This is a genomic window from Kocuria sp. CNJ-770 (assembly GCF_001942375.1).
GTDB classification, from domain to species: domain Bacteria; phylum Actinomycetota; class Actinomycetes; order Actinomycetales; family Micrococcaceae; genus Kocuria; species Kocuria oceani.
On sequence record NZ_MKJW01000128.1, the window covers coordinates 1 to 17937 of the forward strand.

The following is a 17937-nucleotide window of genomic DNA, read 5'->3' on the forward strand; positions in this document are numbered from 1 at the left end:
GGCGCTCAGGGCGGGGCGGCCGCCCGCCGCCGGGCGCGCACCCAGCGGCCCGTGACGAGCACGGAGGCGATCGTCACCGCGAACACCACCACGAACCAGGCCAGGCCCAGGACGCCGACCACGGTGCCCGGGTCGGTCACCACGATCACGGAGCCGTCCCCGCCGTAGGCGAAGAACCAGGAGACGAGGTAGCCGATCAGCCCGGGCACGGCGGCGGCCCACACCCGGCGGGTCGCGGTGCCGACCCACAGGGACACGCTCAGCAGCAGGGCCGCGGCGAAGAGCAGTCCCCACGGGATCCACCAGCCCGCGGGCGCGTACCAGACCGCCCCGTGCAGCACCGTGGCCACGCTCGCGCCGGCGAGACCGGCGGCGACCGAGGTCACCAGGGTGGTGGGCAGCGAGGCCGGGCGGGCGTCGGTGCGCGTCGGCTCGGCGGAGGCGCCCGGGTCCCCGGCGAGCAGCCGGAAGGTCTCCAGGGCGCTGAAGGACTGCCAGACGCCGTTGGACAGGGCGAAGCGGCTGCCGTCCTCGGCGAGCACCAGCTGGGTCGCGTGGGCGGCCATGGCGGCCCGCTTGCGCTCGGCGGAGCCGTGCACCGCGGCCTGCGGGCGGGGGTCGTCCGCCCGGGCCTCGCCCTCGACGGCCCACAGGACAGGGGTGCGCCAGGGCTGTGCGGTCCCGCCCGGCGCGTCCGTGCCGGGACGGGCGGCCAGCTCCGCGCCGCGCACCGCGACGGCGGCCGTGCGGACGTGGTCGGGGTGGCCGTAGCCGCCGTCGTCGTCGTAGGTGACGAGCACGTGCGGGCGGACGGCGCGCACGGCCGCGGCGACGTGCGCGGCGGCCTCCTCGGCGGACGCCGCGGTGAGGCTGTGCGGGGAGGAGTCCCCGGCCGGGCCGCCCGGCCGTCGGGGCCCCAGGACATCCCGGAGTCGTGGTAGTGGCCCGTGCCGCCGGCGAAGCCCACGGCGGGGTCCAGGGCGGGGGGCTCGCCCGCGAAGAAGCGGTCGGCCAGCCCCAGCGCGGCGGCGGCGTCGTCGAGCTCCCCGACGCGGTAGCGGCCCAGTGCGGTGCCGTCGTCGGTGCAGCCGGGACGGCCGACCTCGAGCCCGCGCAGGGGTTCGGGGATCACCTCGCCGCGCTCCCCGCGGGTCATGGTGAGCAGCACGACCTGCGCGCCCAGCTCCGCGTACCGGCCCATCGTGGCGCCCGTGGCGATGGACTCGTCGTCGGGGTGGGCGTGCACGAACAGCAGCCGGGCGTCCTCCGGGCGCAGCCCGGCGGGCAGCAGCCCCGGCAGGGCGTCCTCGCGCACGAGGACGCCCTGCTCGGGGTAGTACGGGACGGGCTGGGTCACGACCGGGCCTGCTGCGCTTGTCTGCCGGGCCGGCGGCTCAGGCCCGGGCGCGGGCGCGGTTGGCCTTCAGCCGCTCGTTGGCGTCGAGGACCACCTTGCGGATCCGGATGGACTCCGGGGTGACCTCCACGCACTCGTCCTCGCGGGCGAACTCGAGGGACTCCTCGAGGGTCAGCTTGCGCGGGGGCGTGAGGTTCTCGAAGGTGTCGGAGGAGGCCGCACGCATGTTGGTGAGCTTCTTCTCCTTCGTGATGTTCACGTCCATGTCGTCGGCGCGGGAGTTCTCGCCGACGATCATGCCCTCGTAGACCTCGGAGGTCGGCTCCACGAAGAAGGAGCCGCGCTCCTGCAGGTTGATCATCGCGAACGGGGTGACCACGCCGGCGCGGTCGGCGATCATCGACCCGTTGGTGCGGTACTCGATGTCCCCGGCCCACGGCTCGTAGCCGTCGGCGTAGGAGGAGGCGATGCCGGCGCCGCGGGTCTCGGTGAGGAACTTCGTGCGGAAGCCGATGAGCCCGCGGGAGGGGACCTTGAACTCCATGCGCACCCAGCCGGTGCCGTGGTTCGCCATGGCCTCCATGCGGCCCTTGCGGCCGGCCATCAGCTGGGTCACGGCGCCGAGGAACTCGTCCGGCACGTCGATGGTCATGTGCTCGTAGGGCTCGTGCACCTTGCCGTCGACGGTCTTGGTGACCACCTGCGGCTTGCCGGCGGTCAGCTCGAAGCCCTCGCGGCGCATCTGCTCCACGAGGATGGCCAGGGCCAGCTCACCACGGCCCTGGACCTCCCAGGCGTCCGGGCGCTGGGTGGGGAGCACCTTGAGCGAGACGTTGCCGACGAGCTCCTTGTCGAGGCGGTCCTTGACCTGGCGGGCGGTCACCTTGGCGCCCTTGACGCGGCCGGCCAGCGGGGAGGTGTTGATGCCGATGGTCATGGAGATCGCGGGGTCGTCCACCGTGATCAGGGGCAGGGGCTGCGGGTTCTCCGGGTCGGTGAGGGTCTCGCCGATGGTGATGTCCTCGATCCCGGCCACGGCCACGATCTCACCGGGGCCGGCGGACTCGGCCGGGACCCGGTCCAGGCCCTTGGTGGCCAGCAGCTCGGAGATCCGCACGTTCTTCAGCTCGCCGTCCGCCCGCGCCCAGGCCACGGTCTGGCCCTTCTTGAGGGTGCCGTTGAAGATCCGCAGGAGGGCGAGGCGGCCCAGGAACGGGGAGGCGTCCAGGTTGGTCACGTGGGCCTGCAGCACGCCCTCGGGGTCGTAGGAGGGGGCCGGGACGTGCTCGATGATCGTCTTGAACAGCGGCTCCAGGTCCTCGTTGTCCGGCAGCGAGCCGTTGGCGGGCTGCTCGAGGGAGGCCCGGCCGTCGCGGCCCGCGGCGTAGACCACGGGCACGTTCAGGACGGCGTCGAGGTCGAGGTCGGGCTCGTCCTCGGAGATGTCGGAGGCCAGGCCCAGGAGCAGGTCCATGGACTCGCCCACGACCTCCTCGATCCGGGCGTCGGGGCGGTCCACCTTGTTGACCACGAGGATCACGGGCAGCTTCGCCTCGAGCGCCTTGCGCAGCACGAAGCGGGTCTGGGGCAGCGGGCCCTCGGAGGCGTCCACGAGCAGCACGACGCCGTCGACCATGGACAGGCCGCGCTCGACCTCGCCGCCGAAGTCGGCGTGGCCGGGGGTGTCGATGACGTTGATGGTGATGGTCTCCCCGTCGGCGGAGGGACCGTCGTAGAACACCGTGGTGTTCTTGGCGAGGATCGTGATCCCCTTCTCGCGCTCCAGGTCACCGGAGTCCATCACGCGCTCCTCGACCTCACCGTGGGACGAGAACGCGTGCGTCTGCTGGAGCATCGCGTCCACGATGGTGGTCTTGCCGTGGTCGACGTGGGCCACGATGGCCACGTTGCGGAGGTCGGCGCGCTGGGCGGTGGTGGAGGTTACAGACATACGCGTGGGTCTCTCTTCGGGTGGAGATGCGGGGGGAGGTGCAGCCCTCCCGATGGGTGCGGCCGGGGCGCCGCCGCGCACCCGGAGGGACCCGGGCGGGGGCGCCGCACAGCGGGCCACCGGACAGTCTACCTTGCGGGACCGCCCGCGCGGCACCCCGGGGAGCTGTGACCCCGCCGACCCCGGCGGCCCGCCGCCCCGCCCCGCGCGCCGGGCCCGGTGCTGCGGCGGGCTCCCCTGCTCGGTTCCCGGAAGGCGCCGCACCCGTCGGGGGTCGGCGGGGGCGCGCCGGGGCGGGGCTCACCAGGCGGGCAGCACCGGCAGGCGGTCCTCCGCCGTGACGCGCTCCGTCTGCCCGCGCGCCAGCCACGCCAGCAGCCCGGCGCGGTCGGACCGGACGCGCGCGGCGCCGTCGCCGATCACCCACTCGTCGCCCTCCTCGCTCACCAGGGTCGCCCCGGGGGCGTCCTTGGCGCGCATGGTGCGCACCGCCGCCTCGAGGGCGTCGAGCAGCGAGTCCGGCTCGGCCCGCTCCAGGGTCCAGGCCGCGTCGAGGTCGTGGTGGTGGACGACGATCTCCGAGTTCCGCAGCGCCACGACGGCGAGGGCGGGGATCCGCTTGCCGTGCATGTGCACCTCGTCCACGGCCAGGTCCCCGCCCAGCCGCTCGCACTGCTCGGCGAAGTAGTCCGCGCTCTCGCGGGTCCGGCGCAGCAGCTCCTCGCGGGGCAGGGCGGCGAACTCGTCGATCTCCCGGTTGCGGGCCTCGGGGGACGCGTAGGGACGCTGCTCCCGGCCCGTGACGGCCCAGTCGACCAGCCGGACGAGGGCCCGCCCGTTGGAGGCGAGGTGGGCGACGACGTGGGCGCGGCTCCAGCCGCCGCACAGCGAGGGCGCGGCCAGCTCCTCCCCGGAGAGGGACTCCGCCGTGGCGAGGAAGCTGTCGGTCTCGCGCCCGAGGCGGGACAGGTCGGTGTGCAGGCGGGTGGGATCGCTCATGGGCCCACCCTATCCAGCGACGTGTGAGCCCGGCCACCGCCGGCCACGGCCGGCCGCCGAGTCCGCCCGCCGCCCGGCCCGGGGCCGGGTCAGAGGACCGGCAGGCGCGCGAACGCCCGCTCGGCGGTCCGGCGGCGGGTGGCCGAGAGCTCCTCGAAGGGCTCCAGCACGAGTCCCGGCGAGCTCGCCCGGCGGCTGCGCCCCCAGGTGCCCACCACGCGCCCGCCGGCCACGACCGTGGGCTTGAAGACCCCGTTGGCGCCGGGGACGATGCGCGCGGCGTGCCGTCCGGCCAGCACGTGGGAGCGGTCCCCGTAGCCCAGGACGTACTCGTCGAACGGCGGCAGCAGGTGCACCCCGGCGGCCCGCCGGTCCGCCCGCACCGCGGCCCCGAGCACCTCGGGGGCGCACCACAGCTCCTGGCCGCGGGCGTCGTGCACGGCCACGACGTCGTCGAGCACCGCCACCGCGGCGCGCACCGTGGCGCGCGGCAGCGCCGCCCAGCGGGCGGCGTCGGCGACGGAGGCCGGGCCGTGGCTGCGCAGGTAGCGGCGCACCCAGCGCACGACGACGGGCGGCGCCCCGGGGGCGGGGGCCCGGCCGGGCGCCTCCCCGGTCTCCGGGACCCAGTCCGCGACGGGGACCACGAGCTGGTCGCGGGCTCCGGCGGCCAGGGGGCCCATGCACAGGGTCGCGTCCAGGTGCAGGGCGAGCATGAGGTGGTAGGCCCGGCCCGGGGCGCCCAGCAGCCCGGCCTCCTCCCACGCGGCGTGCAGCCGCTCCCGGGGCTGCGGCCCGTGGCGCAGCGCCGCCAGGGCGGTCTCCCGGGCGGCGTCCAGGCGCTCGTCGACGCCCAGCTCGCGCCGGCGGGCCGCCGTCGCGGAGACGGTGCGGGGCCCGAGCACGGCCAGCCACGCCCGCAGCTCCTCGGCGGGCACCAGGTGCAGGGTCCCGCGCATGGGCCACGTGCGCACGATCCGGCCCTCGGCGAAGGCCTCGCGCACCCCGGCGGCCCCGGCGCCCCGGCGCAGCCGACCGACACGAGGGCGCCGGGCAGGTCCTGGGCCTGGACGGCCCCGAGGGCGCGCACGACGTCCTCGGGGGCCGCGTCGGCGGGGCGCACGAGCCCGTGGGCGGCCAGCCGGGCGAGGCCGATCTCCCGGTCGCCGAGGACGGGCGGGGACGTCACGCCAGGGTCCGGCCGCGCTGCTCGGGCAGGGCGAACGTGGCGGCCGCGGCCACGAGGAACGCGGCCCCGAAGACCGCGAAGACCACGACGAGGTCGTAGCGCTCCCCGCCCAGGCCCAGCAGCACCGGCACCGACAGCGGGGCGAGGATGGAGGCGATCCGGCCGAACGCGGCGGCGGCGCCGGTGCCCGTCCCGCGCAGCGCGGTGGGGTACAGCTCGGGGCCGATGGCGTACAGCGCGCCCCAGGCGCCCAGGTTGAAGAAGGACAGGGCCATCCCGGAGCCGATCACCTGCCAGGGGAGCACGACGGTGCCGACCGAGACGATGCCGAACAGCACCGCGCTCACCGCGGAGCCCCCGAGGAAGACCGCCAGGGTGATCCGCCGGCCCCAGACCTCGATCAGCCAGGCGGCCGCCGCGTAGCCGGGCAGCTGGGCGAGCGTGATGACCAGGACGTAGCCGAAGGACGTGGTCAGGGTGAAGCCCTGCTGGAGGAGCAGCGTGGGCAGCCAGGTGAACGCCCCGTAGTAGGCGAAGTTGACGCAGAACCACACGGTCCACAGCGCCCCGGTGCGCCGCCGCAGCCCGGCCGACCAGAGGCCGCCCGTCCCGCTCGCCGGCGCGGCGGCGGGCTCGGCGGCCCGGGCCTGCTCCTCGGACTCCGGCCGGGACCGGCCCAGGGCCGGGGCGCGCTCGAACGCGCGCACGGCCGCCTCCGCCTCGTCCGCGCGGCCGCGGCTCTCCAGGAAGCGCACGGACTCGGGCAGTGCCCGGCGCACGACCACCGCGTAGGCGGCCGGCACCAGGCCGACGACCAGCGCCCAGCGCCAGCCGTCCGGGGAGGTCGGCACCACGAAGTAGCCGATGAGGGCGGCCACGATCCAGCCCACGGCCCAGAAGGACTCGAGGACCACCACCAGGCGGCCGCGGATCCGGCGGGGCGAGTACTCGGAGACGAGGGTGGAGGCCACGGGCAGCTCCGCGCCGAGGCCCAGGCCCACCACGAAGCGCAGCACGACGAGCGCGGCGAGGGAGCCAGCGAGCGCGGAGGCGCCGGTGGCCAGCCCGTAGACGAGCAGGGTCAGGGCGAACACCTGGCGGCGGCCGATCCGGTCGGCGAGCAGCCCGCCCAGGCCGGCCCCCACCGCCATGCCGACGAAGCCGATCGAGGCCAGCAGGGACAGCTCCCCCGAGCTCAGCGCCCACTGCTGGGCCAGGGCGGCCATCACGAACGACACGAGGCCGACGTCCATGGCGTCCAGCGCCCAGCCGACGCCGGAGCCGACGAGCAGCTTCCGGTGCTCGGTGGTGTAGGGCAGCCGGTCCAGCCGCTGCGACCGCGTCAGCGCGGACGTGCTGCCGGCGGGCCGCGGGCTCTCGTGCATGCTCCGGTCCTTCCCCTGTGCGCGGTGCGGCGACCACGGCGGTGCTGGAACGCCGCGGTCGTGGGGCTGCCGCGGCGCTGCGACCACTGTAGGCGGTCCGCGGACCGGACGGCGCCGGCGGGGCCCGTCCCGCCCCGGCCCCGCCGGGGAGGTGCTCCGCCCCTAGACTGGGAGGGTCCCCACCCACCGGCCCGGCGAGGGAGCCTGCTGTGACAACGGTCGCCGTGTACCTGGTCGTCGCCTTCGGCGCGGGAGCCCTGGCCGTCCTGCTCCGGCTGCCTCCCCTGGTGGGGTTCCTGGCCGCGGGCTTCGTGCTCAACGGCATGGGCGTGGAGCGGCTGGAGGCCGTGGAGGAGCTCGCCGACGTCGGCGTGACCCTCATGCTGTTCGGCATCGGGCTCAAGCTGGACGCCCGGTTCCTGCTCCGCAAGGAGGTCTGGGGCACCGCCGGGATCCACATGGTGCTGAGCACGGCGCTGGGCGCCGGCTTCCTGGGGCTGTTCATGCTGGCCGGCCTGGCCCTGCCCGACGCGGACCTGCCCACGCTCGCCCTGGTGGGCTTCGCGCTGTCCTTCTCCAGCACGGTGCTGGTGTTCAAGGTGCTCGAGGAGCGCAGCGAGACCACGTCCCTCTACGGTCGCGTGGCGATCGGCATCCTCATCATGCAGGACATCGCGGCGGTCGTGTTCATCACCGCCACGAACGAGCACCCGCCGAGCCCCTGGGCCCTCGGGCTGGTGCTGCTGGTCCCCGCCGCCTGGGTGTTCCGCCGGGTCTGGGACCGGATCGGGCACGGGGAGATGCAGGCGCTGTTCGGGGTGGTCATGGCCCTGGTGCCCGGCTACTTCGCCTTCTCCGCGGTGGGCATCAAGGGGGACCTGGGGGCGCTGCTGGTGGGCATGCTCCTGGCCTCGCACGCGAACGCGAGCGAGCTCTCCCGGACCCTGTTCACCCTCAAGGACCTGCTGCTGGTGGCGTTCTTCGTCTCGATCGGGTTCAACGGCATGCCGGACTCCATGACGGTGCTCCTGGGCCTGCTGCTGCTGGTGCTCGTGCCGGTGCAGTCGATGCTGTTCGTGCTGCTGCTGTGGCTGTTCGGGCTGCGCCGCCGGACGTCGCTGCGCGGCGGGCTGGCCCTGGCCAACCACTCCGAGTTCGCCCTCATCGTGGGGGCCATCGGGGTGTCCGCCGGCATGCTCACGGAGCGCTGGCTCGTGGTCCTCTCGGTGGCGGTCGCGGCGAGCTTCGTGGTCTCCGCGCTGGTCAACCGGCGCGGCTCCCCCCTCATCGGCACCCTGGCCCGGCGGCTGCCGGAGCACCCGGAGCACCGGCTGCACCCGGAGGACCGGCCCATCGACATCGGTCACGCCGACGTGCTGGTGCTGGGCATGGGACGGGTGGGCCAGGCCGCCTACCAGGAGTTCTCCGGGGAGTACGGGTTCTCCGTGGTGGGCATCGAGAACGCCACCGACCGGGTCGAGCGGCTGTGCGCCCAGGGCTTCGACGTCCAGGAGGCCGACGCGACCGACCAGGAGTTCTGGGAGCGGGTGATCGCGACCGGCCACGTGCGGATCGCGGTGCTGGCGATGCCCTTCCACGGCTCCAACCTCGTGGCCTTGCGCCAGCTCACGGAGTCCGGGTTCACGGGGGCCGTGGCGGCCGTGGCGCAGTACGACGACGAGGTGCAGGAGCTGCGCGGGCACGGGGTGCGCACGGTCTTCAACCTCTACAGCGGCGCCGGGATCGCCCTGGCCGCGGAGACCGTCGAGGCCCTCGGCCGCCGGGCTGACTGAGGCCCCGGACCTCGGGGCCGGCGACGACCGGACGTTTTCTTTCGCAACACCTTGTCTTCGACTCCCGAACTCAATGTGTGCCAGGTCACTGTTGTGGTACCTTCATCGCGTTCGCACAAATGTTCCTCGGCGGTAACCCCCGTGGTTTCCCAGGCTCCGAGTGCGGAAATCGAAACCATCGCATGGCCGGCCCGCACGCCGGCCGACCGGGAAATCGGAGACAGCCCATGTCCACATCCCCCTGCACCCGACGCATCACCCTGGCGCTCGCCGCCACGGCCGCGGCCGTGACGCTCACCGCCTGCGGCGGCGACAGCGGCTCCGAGGGCGCGACCGCAGCCGGCGGCGACGTCGACTGCTCCGCGTTCGAGCAGTACGGCGACCTCAGCGGCAAGAGCGTGAGCGTCTACACCTCGATCGTGGCGCCCGAGGACCAGTCCCACATCGACTCCTACGCGCCGTTCGAGGAGTGCACCGGCGCGGACATCGTCTACGAGGCTCGCGGGAGTTCGAGGCGCAGCTGCTCGTGCGCCTGCAGTCCGGCAGCGCGCCCGACGTCGCGTTCGTCCCGCAGCCGGGCCTGATCCGGACCATCGCCGAGGACCACCCGGACGTCATCCAGCCGGTCGGCGAGGACGCCGCGGCCAACGTCGACGAGTACTACGACCCCTCCTGGAAGGAGTACGGCACGGTCGACGGCACCTTCTACGGCACCCCCCTCGGGGCGAACGCCAAGTCCTTCGTCTGGTACTCGCCCTCCATGTTCGAGGAGGCCGGCTACGAGGTGCCCCAGACCTGGGACGAGCTCATGGAGCTCTCGGACACGATCGCCGGGACCGGGGCCAAGCCGTGGTGCGCGGGCATCGAGTCCGGCGACGCCACCGGCTGGCCGGCCACCGACTGGCTCGAGGACACCATGCTGCGCACCGCCGGGCCCGAGGCCTACGACCAGTGGGTCAACCACGAGATCCCCTTCGACGACCCGCAGGTCGTCGAAGCCCTGGACGCGGCCGGGGCGATCCTCAAGGACGACAAGATGGTCAACGGCGGCCTGGGCGACGTGCGCTCCATCGCCACCACGGCCTTCGGCGACGCCGGCCTGCCGATCCTCGACGGGTCCTGCTGGATGCACCGCCAGGCGTCCTTCTACCAGGCCAACTGGCCCGAGGGCACCAACGTGGCCGAGGACGGCGACGTCTTCGCGTTCTACCTGCCCGGCCAGTCCGAGGACGAGAAGCCGATCCTGGGCGGCGGCGAGTTCACCGTCGCCTTCGCCGACCGGCCCGAGGTCCAGGCCTTCCAGGCCTACCTGACCAGCCCGGAGTGTCCAACGCCAAGGCCCAGGCCACCGAGTTCGGCTGGATCTCCGCCAACTCCGGCCTGGACCCGGAGAACCTGAAGTCCCCGATCGACAAGCTGGCCTACGAGCAGCTGACCGACGAGAACGCGGTGTTCCGCTTCGACGGCTCGGACCTCATGCCTGCGGCGGTCGGCGCCGGGTCCTTCTGGAACGGCATGACCGACTGGATCTCCCTCGGCGAGGACAGCGAGACCGTCCTGGCCGACATCGAGAAGAGCTGGCCGTCCGAGTGACCGCAGGCCGTCCGTGACGCACCGGCGGGCGGGCCGGGTCCCCGCGACCCGGCCCGCCCGCCCCGTGCCGCCGGACGGACCCGCGGCGCCGACGACGGCCGCCGGAACCGAGCCCTGAGGAGCTCTTCGTGGACCTTTTGCTGAACGCCGACACGACGGCGGAGAAACTGATCGTCATGTGCGTGGCGATCCTGCTGTTCGTGGGGGTCACGGCCGCCGTGCTGTGGCTCGTCGACCGGCCCTCCCTGCCCCGCTGGGTGCCCCTGGTGGGCTTCCTCGGCCCCGCCGTGGCCCTGCTGGTCTTCGGGCTGCTGTACCCGGCCGCCCGCACCGTGCTCGGCTCCTTCCAGGCCCGGGACCGGCAGACCTGGGTGGGGCTGGACAACTACCGCACCATCCTGACCGAGGACGGGTTCCAGGTCGTCCTGCTCAACACCGCCCTGTGGGTGCTGCTCGTGCCCACCGTGGCCACGGCCGTGGGGCTGGTGTACGCGGTGCTCGTGGACCGGACCCGCTTCGAGAAGCTCGCCAAGACGCTGATCTTCCTGCCCATGGCGATCTCGCTGGTGGGCGCGTCGATCATCTGGAAGTTCGTCTACGAGTTCAAGCCGGACCAGCCCGGCGTCCGGCAGACGGGCCTGCTCAACCAGCTGCTGGTGTGGCTGGGCGTGCCGCCCCAGCAGTTCCTGCTGGACCCGCCCTGGAACACCTTCTTCCTGATCGCCGTGATGATCTGGATCCAGACCGGCTTCGCGATGACCGTGCTCTCGGCGGCCATCAAGGCCATCCCGGACGACATCATGGAGGCCGCGCGGCTCGACGGCGCCGGGGCCTGGCGCATGTTCGCCTCCGTCACCGTGCCCTCGATCCGCCCGGCGATCGTCGTGGTGATCACCACGATCGCGATGGGCACCCTGAAGGTCTTCGACATCGTCCGCACCATGACCGGCGGCAACTTCGGCACCTCGATCGTGGCCAACGAGTTCTACACGCAGAGCTTCCCGCTCGGGCAGCCGGGCATCGGCGCGGCGCTGGCCGTGGCGCTGTTCGTGCTGGTCGTCCCGATCGTGCTCTACAACATCCGGCAGATGAAGCTTTCCGAGGAGCAGCGATGACCACCGCCGCCAACATCCCGCCCGCCTCGCCCGAGGACCTCGTCGAGGACGGCCGCCCGGAGCGCAGCGGTCCCGCCGGGACCACCGTGGCCCCGGGGCGGCGCCGCGGCCTCGGGGAGCGGGCCGCACGGGCGAGGACGAAGCTCAGCTCGCCGTGGGCCTCCCTCGCCGCGGTCCTCATCGCGGTGCTGTGGACGACCCCCACGCTGGGCCTGCTGATCACCTCCTTCCGCCCGGAGCTGGACATCCGCCGCTCTGGCTGGTGGACGTTCTTCGCGGACCCGTCCGTGACCCTGGCCAACTACGAGGAGGTCATCACCGGGTCCGCGACCTCGAGCTTCGCGGCGTTCTTCGTCAACTCCGTGGTGATCACGGTGCCCGCGGTGGTCATCCCGATCACGCTGGCGCTGCTGGCCGCCTACGCGTTCGCGTGGATCGACTTCCGCGGCCGCTCCTGGCTGTTCGTGGCCGTGTTCGCCCTGCAGATCGTGCCGATCCAGATCACCCTGATCCCGCTGCTGACCCAGTACAACCAGTGGGGCCTGTCCGGGTCCTTCTGGGCGGTGTGGCTCTCGCACACGATCTTCGCCCTGCCGCTGGCGATCTTCCTGCTGCACAACTTCATGATGGACATCCCCCGGACCCTCATCGAGGCCGCGCGGATGGACGGCGCCGGGCACGTGACCATCTTCTTCCGGGTGCTGCTGCCCCTGCTGGTCCCGGCGATCGCGTCCTTCGCGATCTTCCAGTTCCTGTGGGTGTGGAACGACCTGCTCGTGGGCCTGACCTTCGGCTCCAACCTCAACGTGGCGCCCCTGACGGTGCGGCTCGGGGAGCTGGCCGGCACGCGCGGCTCGGAGTGGCACCTGCTCTCCGCCGGGGCCTTCGTGTCCATGGTCGTGCCGATGATCGTGTTCCTGGCCCTGCAGCGCTACTTCGTCCGCGGGCTGCTGGCCGGTGGCGTGAAGGGCTGAGCGCCCGCCGGCCCCGGCGCACGGAGAAGGCCCCCGGAACCGCGGTTCCGGGGGCCTCTCCGTCTGCCCGGTGCCCGGGCCGGTGCGGTGCTACCGGGCGTCGGTGACGCCGGTGGCGGCCACGATCCGGCCCGTGCCGTCGGTGGCGGAGACCACGGCCTGGCCGGCCAGGATCTCCCCGGCCTGCCGGGCGGTGCGCCGGTCCACCCGCAGGGCGGTCCCACCCGCCAGCTCGGGGTGCTCGGCGACGACGCCGGCCGGCAGCTCCGCGACGGTCACCGGCACGCTGCGCCCGCCGGTGACGGTCTCGGCGTCGAGGGCCAGGGCGCCGTCCGGGCCCCAGGTGAGGGACCAGTCCAGCAGGGCCGGGTCCGTGCCGGCCGGGACCGTGCCCGCCGGGACCGCCAGCAGGTCCGCCCCGACCCACGCGGCCCGGGCCGTGCCCAGGTCGGGGCCGGCGGCGGGCTGCTCGGCCGCGCCCGTCCGGGTGCGGATCTCGTGGGTGGCGGCGTCGTACTCGATGGTGGCCACCATCCCGTCCTCGGGGACCGTCAGGCTCACCTCGGCGCCGTCCACCGCCCCGTCCTGCCCGTACGCCGCGCCGGCGCCGAGGTCCTCCACCACGCGGAAGGTGTACTCCCCCGCCGGGATCAGGGTCGTGGACCACGCGTGGGTGCCGTCCCCGTCCGGGTCCTGCAGCCAGGGGCGCAGGCAGTCCGGGGTGCGGTCGGCGGCGCAGCCGAGCTCGTCCTGGAACGTGCCGGAGGCCGTGAGCAGGGGCCCGTCGGCGTCGGTGGTCGCCCAGTGCGTGGCCGGGTCGTAGTAGAACGTCACCGGTCCGCCCGGGGCGTCGTAGCCGATGTTGGCCCCGGCGAGCGCGCCGCCGGCGCCGTAGTTCTCGTCCCAGGCGCGGTCGACGGCGACCTTGTAGGAGTGTCCCCCGGCCGGGAGGTCGAAGGTGCCCTTCCAGATCCCGTCCTGGGGGTCGAGGCGCAGCTGCGCCTGCTCGCAGGCGGGCGCCCAGTCGGCGTCGCAGCCCATCTCGGTGTTGTGCGTGCCGGGCACGGAGACCGTGTCCGGCTGCTGCACCTCGCCCACTACCGGGCCCGTGCCCCCGCCGTCCGCGGGGGCGCCCCCCGCACCGGCCACGGCCCAGGCCGAGGAGGCGGAGAGGTTGCCGGAGGAGTCCTTCAGCACGGCCCGGTACTCGAGCAGGGTCCCGTCGGCCACGTCGGCGGTGTCGGGAAAGACCCGGTACGGGGCGTTGTCGTCCGTGCCCAGCGCCGTCCACTCCTGCGTCCCGGCCGGACGCACGGCGAAGCTGACCTGGGCGAAGCCGCGGCCGGGGACGTCCGCCCGCAGCTCGGTCCGGCCGTCGGCCCCGAGGTCGGGGGCCTGCAGGCGCACCTGCGGGGCCTCCTGCTCGGGGTCGAGGGCCCGCCCGGCCCGGTACACGACGGTCGACAGCGGGGCGACCTCGACGTCGAGCCGGGCGTCCTTGCCGGACTTGCGCTTATCCTTGCCGTCCGTCCCGTAGAGGGCGGTGAACTGGGTGTTGTCCGATGACGTCGGAACGGTGACGGTCCGGGTCTGCTCGGAGTTATTGGTGACCACCACGTACTCGCGCCGCTCGTCCGCGTCGATCCGGCTGAACGCGTAGACCCCGTCCTGGTCGGAGGAGTACCGGTGCAGCTGCGCGCCGTCGGCGAGCGCCGGGTGGGCCGCCCGCAGCGCGGAGAGCTCGGCGATCTGCTCGTAGAGCGGGTGGTCGGTGCCGTAGCGGTCGGCCGCACCGGGCTCGGCCGCGATCATGGGCTCCTGCAGGTACTGCGGGACCTGGGTGGCGAACATGTCCTGGCGGGCCAGCTGGTCCCCGCCGGAGCCGACGAAGCCCTGCTCGTCGCCGTAGTAGACCACCGGCTGGCCGCGGGTCAGGAACATCAGCTCGTTGGACAGCTCCACGCGCCGCCGCAGCTCCTCGTCCCGGAAACCGGCGTCGAACAGCAGCCAGGAGGCGCGGCCCATGTCGTGGTTGCCCGTGAACGTGGGCAGCTGGTAGGCGTTCGAGTCGGTGTCGGTGTAGTGGTCGTCGGCGGCGTAGAAGTCCCGCAGGGACGTGGTCGCGCCGCCCTTGGCGAACTCGAGGGACCGGGCCTGGAAGCCGAAGTCGATCACGGCCTGCAGCCGGCCGTCCGTGGTGAAGGAGGACAGGTACGCCGGGTCGGCGTCGTAGACCTCGCCGAACATGAAGAAGTCCTCGTTGCGCGCCCGGGCCGCCTCGAGCACCCGGGGGCTGAACTCCTGCCAGAACTCGAGGTTGACGTGCTTGACGGTGTCGATGCGGAAGCCGTCGATGCCCATCTCCGCCCAGGCGGAGTAGATGTCCACCATCCCGTCGACCACCTCGCGGCGCTCGGTGAACAGGTCGTCCAGGCCGACGAAGTCGCCGTAGGTGACGGACTCCCCGGACCAGGTGGAGTCCCCGCGGTTGTGGTACAGGTTCGGGTCGTTGAGCCACTCGGGGACCTTGACGCCGGCGTCCTCCGGCGAGCGGAAGGTCGGGTTGTAGGGGAACGACGTCGCGGGGTCGGTCGCGGGGAACTCCGGGGAGCCCGCGTAGCGGGCGTCGTCGAAGGGCTCCCCGGCGGCGTCGCGGTAGGGCTCCTCGGCCTTGGTGACGTAGTCGGTGGTGCCCTCGGCGTAGTCGATGACGTCCGCGGTGTGGTTGGTGATGATGTCGAAGTAGACCTTCATCCCGCGGGCGTGGGCGGCGTCGACGAGCTGCTGCATGTCCTCGTTGCTGCCCAGGTGCGGGTCGATCTGGGTGAAGTCGGTGATCCAGTAGCCGTGGTAGCCGGCGCTCTCCGCGCCCTCCTCCCCCTGCACCGGGCGGTTCTTGAAGGAGGGGGTCAGCCAGATGGCGGTGGTGCCCAGGCCCTCGATGTAGTCCAGCTTCTCCTGGATGCCCTGCAGGTCGCCGCCGTGGTAGAACGCCTTGTCCGTGGGGTCGAAGCCGTGCTCGAGCCGGTCCCCCTCGAGCCCGCCGGTGTCGTTGGAAGGGTCGCCGTTGGCGAAGCGGTCGGCCATCACGAAGTAGAACTGCTCGGAGGTGACCGGGGCGCGCAGGCTGTCGCCGGCCAGCGCCCGGTCCTGCTCGGTGACCTCCTCGCCGCCCACCGCGGCCGGGCGCACGGAGACCGTGTCGGTGGCGTCGTCGAAGCTGAACACCACGGTGGCGGGGCCCTCGAGCACGAGCGGCAGGTTCTCGGCGGGGTGGGACTCGTCCCACCCGCCGTCGAGGGCGACCTTGTATTCCCAGGTGCCGGCGGGGACCTCGAAGGTCCCCTCGTAGGTGCCCCCGCCGACGGGGGCGAGGACGGTCTCGGCGCAGGACGGCTGCCAGTCGGCGGAGCAGCCGAGCTCGTCCTGCAGGCTGCCGACGAGGGTCACGGCGGGGGGCGCGGCGGCGGCCGGTGCGGCGGCGGCGAGGCCGACGGCGACCGGGGCGGCGCCGACCGCGGTGGCGGACAGCAGACCGGCCAGGACGGTGGATGGACGACGTTTCACGGTGTCTCCAGTGGGGTTGATGGGATCGAGCAGGGGGTGCTCGGGAAACGTGCTGGAGTCTATCCCGTGACCTGGATCACAGCCGGGAGCGCGGCCGGGGGATCAGCCGCCTTTCTGCACGGCCTTGCACAGCTGCACCAGCCTGCTGATCGCGCGGTGCGGGGCGCCGGTGGGCCGGTCCGCCTCCTCCCGGGCGGCGAGGGCGAACCGCACGAGCGCCCACGCGCGCAGGCGCCCGGCGTCGGCGCCGGCCGCGAGGGACAGCGCCTCGATCCGGTCCTCGAGCGCCGCGGCCAGGGCCCCGCCGTGGCCGGCGGCCTCGGTGCGGGGCCACAGGGCCGCCACCAGGGCGAACTCCACGGTGCCGAGCACCGGGTCCGCCCCGGTGGCCAGCCACGGGGCGCGCCGCGCGGCGCGCACGGCCCCCGGGTGCAGGTCCTGATGCACGAGGGCGGTGTCCAGCTCGTCGCGCAGCAGCCGGTCCAGGTTCGCGACCGCCTGCCGCCGGAAGCGCCGCGGGAACCGGGCGTCCAGCTCGGCGGCCCCGGCCAGGTCCTCCCGCCAGCCCCGGGCCGCGGCGGACAGCGGCGGGAACGGGGGCCGGGGCGGGCGGGCCAGGGTGCGGGTCAGCTCGCCCAGCACCCGGCAGGCCTCCAGGTCCGGCAGGTCCCGCAGGTCCCGCCCGCCGGTGCGCTCGAGCAGCAGCGCCCGGTCCGCGGGCTCCGCCCGGAGCAGCCGCACGGCGCCGCGCCCGCCCCACAGGCGCAGCGCCAGGTGCTCGTGCTCGCCCCGGGCGCCCGGCGGGCCCAGGCGCAGCAGCGCCGGTTCCCCCGCACGGGTGCGCACCGGCAGCGCCAGGGCGCTGCCGTCGTCGCGGGACCGCCCGTCCGGGACCAGCTCCCACGCGGCCAGGTAGCGCTCCGCGAGCCCGGCCCGGAGCCGTGCCGCGCCGTCGTCGGTCATGGGTCCGCCCTCCTCGCAGGTCACCCGACCATCTTCGCCCACGGGGGCCGCCGCCCGCCCCGCCCGTGTTCGCTAGACTGCGAGCGCCCATCCCCCGGTCGGAACGGAGAACACCCGCCCGTGCACGAGCTGCTGTTCGCCTTCGGCCTGACCCTGTTCGCGGGGCTGGCCACGGGGGTGGGGGCCTTCCTGGCCCTGGTCACCAGGCGCACCGACGCCAAGTTCCTCGCGGTCAGCCTCGGCTTCTCCGCCGGGGTGATGATCTACGTGTCCCTGGTCGAGATCTTCGTCAAGGCCCAGGTGGCCCTCGTGGCGGAGCTCGGGGAGCGCGCGGGGGCGTGGGCCACGGCGGGCGGGTTCTTCGGGGGCATCGCGCTGATCGCCGTGATCGACCGGCTCGTGCCCAGCCGGGTGAACCCGCACGAGTACCCCCACGACGACGACGGCCGGCAGCGCCGGCTGATGCGCATGGGCACCATGACGGCGGTGGCGATCGCGATCCACAACTTCCCGGAGGGCTTCGCGACCTTCGTGGCGGCGATGCAGGAGCCGTCCGTGGCGATCCCGGTGGTCGTCGCCATCGCCCTGCACAACATCCCGGAGGGCATCTCGGTGGCCGTGCCCATCCACTCCGCCACGGGCGACCGGCGCAAGGCGTTCCGCTACTCGTTCCTGTCCGGGCTGGCCGAGCCCCTGGGCGGGGTGCTCGGGTACCTGGTCCTGCTCCCGTTCATGAGCGACACCGTCTTCGGCGTGGTGTTCGCGGGCGTGGCGGGGATCATGGTCTTCATCTCCCTGGACAAGCTGCTGCCCACGGCCCAGGAGTACGGCGAGCACCACCTGTCGGTCTACGGGCTCGTGGCCGGGATGGCGGTCATGGCCGTGAGCCTGCTGCTGTTCGTCTGAGCCCGCTGCTGTTCGTCCGAGTCCGCCGGGATCGGCCGGACCCGGCAGCTTCCGGCTCCGCCGGGGCCGGTGCCCACGCGCTCAGGGCCGGGGCGGCCGGCGCGGCCGGCGCCGAGCGGGGCCCGGGGTCCGGCGGCAGCACCCC

The 17937-nt window shown here is 73.9% G+C and carries 14 protein-coding genes and 1 pseudogene; 7 read left to right on the plus strand and 8 right to left on the minus strand.

The features are described 5' to 3' along the window. Window positions 1-5: 5 nt before the first annotated feature. From BJF77_RS22085 to BJF77_RS15610, 6 genes and pseudogenes are all read right to left on the minus strand, one after another. Window positions 6-821 carry a hypothetical protein gene (locus BJF77_RS22085; RefSeq protein WP_255396315.1) on the minus strand — a complete coding sequence of 272 codons (816 nt, stop codon included), beginning with the start codon at window positions 819-821 and terminating at the stop codon, window positions 6-8. A 230-nt stretch (window positions 822-1051) separates the two neighbouring features. After that, window positions 1052-1201, minus strand: a pseudogene (locus tag BJF77_RS22090) (1D-myo-inositol 2-acetamido-2-deoxy-alpha-D-glucopyranoside deacetylase); the annotation flags it as partial. Window positions 1202-1394: 193 nt separating this feature from the next. Beyond that, window positions 1395-3308: a translational GTPase TypA gene (typA, locus tag BJF77_RS15595; protein WP_047801513.1), complete on the minus strand. Its 1914-nt coding sequence runs from the start codon at window positions 3306-3308 to the stop codon at window positions 1395-1397. A gap of 300 nt (window positions 3309-3608) precedes the next feature. Beyond that, window positions 3609-4307: a maleylpyruvate isomerase family mycothiol-dependent enzyme gene (locus BJF77_RS15600; RefSeq protein WP_075872741.1), complete on the minus strand. Its 699-nt coding sequence runs from the start codon at window positions 4305-4307 to the stop codon at window positions 3609-3611. Between the two features lie 89 nt (window positions 4308-4396). Next, entirely contained in the window at window positions 4397-5338 is a 942-nt protein-coding gene (locus BJF77_RS15605; protein WP_083665209.1) for a winged helix DNA-binding domain-containing protein, read from the minus strand. A 154-nt stretch (window positions 5339-5492) separates the two neighbouring features. Beyond that, complete coding sequence (locus tag BJF77_RS15610) at window positions 5493-6881, minus strand: MFS transporter (protein WP_075872743.1); 1389 nt, start codon at window positions 6879-6881, stop codon at window positions 5493-5495. 209 nt (window positions 6882-7090) lie between these two features. Here BJF77_RS15610 and BJF77_RS15615 point away from each other — a divergent pair, with 209 nt between their 5' ends. From BJF77_RS15615 to BJF77_RS15630, 6 genes are all read left to right on the plus strand, one after another. Next, on the plus strand, window positions 7091-8674 hold the full coding sequence (locus tag BJF77_RS15615; protein ID WP_047801509.1) for a cation:proton antiporter family protein: 1584 nt from the start codon (window positions 7091-7093) through the stop codon (window positions 8672-8674). A gap of 227 nt (window positions 8675-8901) precedes the next feature. Then, a complete protein-coding gene (locus BJF77_RS22850; protein WP_369821427.1) occupies window positions 8902-9258 on the plus strand; it encodes a hypothetical protein in 357 nt (118 codons plus the stop codon). Continuing rightward, complete coding sequence (locus tag BJF77_RS22855; protein WP_369821428.1) at window positions 9201-10073, plus strand: ABC transporter substrate-binding protein; 873 nt, start codon at window positions 9201-9203, stop codon at window positions 10071-10073. Before BJF77_RS22850 ends, BJF77_RS22855 begins: the two co-directional genes overlap by 58 nt. After that, window positions 9998-10267 (plus strand): hypothetical protein, encoded by a 270-nt coding sequence (locus BJF77_RS22860; protein WP_369821429.1) that lies wholly within the window; start codon window positions 9998-10000, stop codon window positions 10265-10267. The genes BJF77_RS22855 and BJF77_RS22860 overlap by 76 nt, the downstream gene beginning before the upstream one ends. Before the next feature lie 128 nt (window positions 10268-10395). Next, on the plus strand, window positions 10396-11382 hold the full coding sequence (locus BJF77_RS15625; RefSeq protein ID WP_035927438.1) for a carbohydrate ABC transporter permease: 987 nt from the start codon (window positions 10396-10398) through the stop codon (window positions 11380-11382). After that, window positions 11379-12356, plus strand: a complete 978-nt coding sequence (locus tag BJF77_RS15630) for a carbohydrate ABC transporter permease (RefSeq protein WP_081994430.1) — start codon at window positions 11379-11381, stop codon at window positions 12354-12356. The genes BJF77_RS15625 and BJF77_RS15630 overlap by 4 nt, the downstream gene beginning before the upstream one ends. A gap of 90 nt (window positions 12357-12446) precedes the next feature. On the opposite strand, the gene BJF77_RS15635 is transcribed toward BJF77_RS15630, so the two are convergent. Then, on the minus strand, window positions 12447-15923 hold the full coding sequence (locus BJF77_RS15635; RefSeq protein ID WP_075872744.1) for an alpha-amylase family glycosyl hydrolase: 3477 nt from the start codon (window positions 15921-15923) through the stop codon (window positions 12447-12449). 102 nt (window positions 15924-16025) lie between these two features. Then, entirely contained in the window at window positions 16026-16886 is an 861-nt protein-coding gene (locus tag BJF77_RS15640; protein WP_075872745.1) for an aminoglycoside phosphotransferase family protein, read from the minus strand. A 120-nt stretch (window positions 16887-17006) separates the two neighbouring features. Here BJF77_RS15640 and zupT point away from each other — a divergent pair, with 120 nt between their 5' ends. After that, a complete protein-coding gene (zupT, locus tag BJF77_RS15645; protein ID WP_075872746.1) occupies window positions 17007-17792 on the plus strand; it encodes a zinc transporter ZupT in 786 nt (261 codons plus the stop codon). Window positions 17793-17937 lie beyond the last annotated feature (145 nt).

Excerpts from the sequence above, each read along its gene's own strand:
- BJF77_RS22850 (WP_369821427.1), top strand. The coding sequence starts at position 8,902 with ATGTCCACATCCCCCTGCACCCGACGCATCACCCTGGCGCTCGCCGCC.
- BJF77_RS15640 (WP_075872745.1), bottom strand. The coding sequence starts at position 16,886 with ATGACCGACGACGGCGCGGCACGGCTCCGGGCCGGGCTCGCGGAGCGC.
- BJF77_RS15630 (WP_081994430.1), top strand. The coding sequence starts at position 11,379 with ATGACCACCGCCGCCAACATCCCGCCCGCCTCGCCCGAGGACCTCGTC.
- typA (WP_047801513.1), bottom strand. The coding sequence starts at position 3,308 with ATGTCTGTAACCTCCACCACCGCCCAGCGCGCCGACCTCCGCAACGTG.
- BJF77_RS15610 (WP_075872743.1), bottom strand. The coding sequence starts at position 6,881 with ATGCACGAGAGCCCGCGGCCCGCCGGCAGCACGTCCGCGCTGACGCGG.
- BJF77_RS15600 (WP_075872741.1), bottom strand. The coding sequence starts at position 4,307 with ATGAGCGATCCCACCCGCCTGCACACCGACCTGTCCCGCCTCGGGCGC.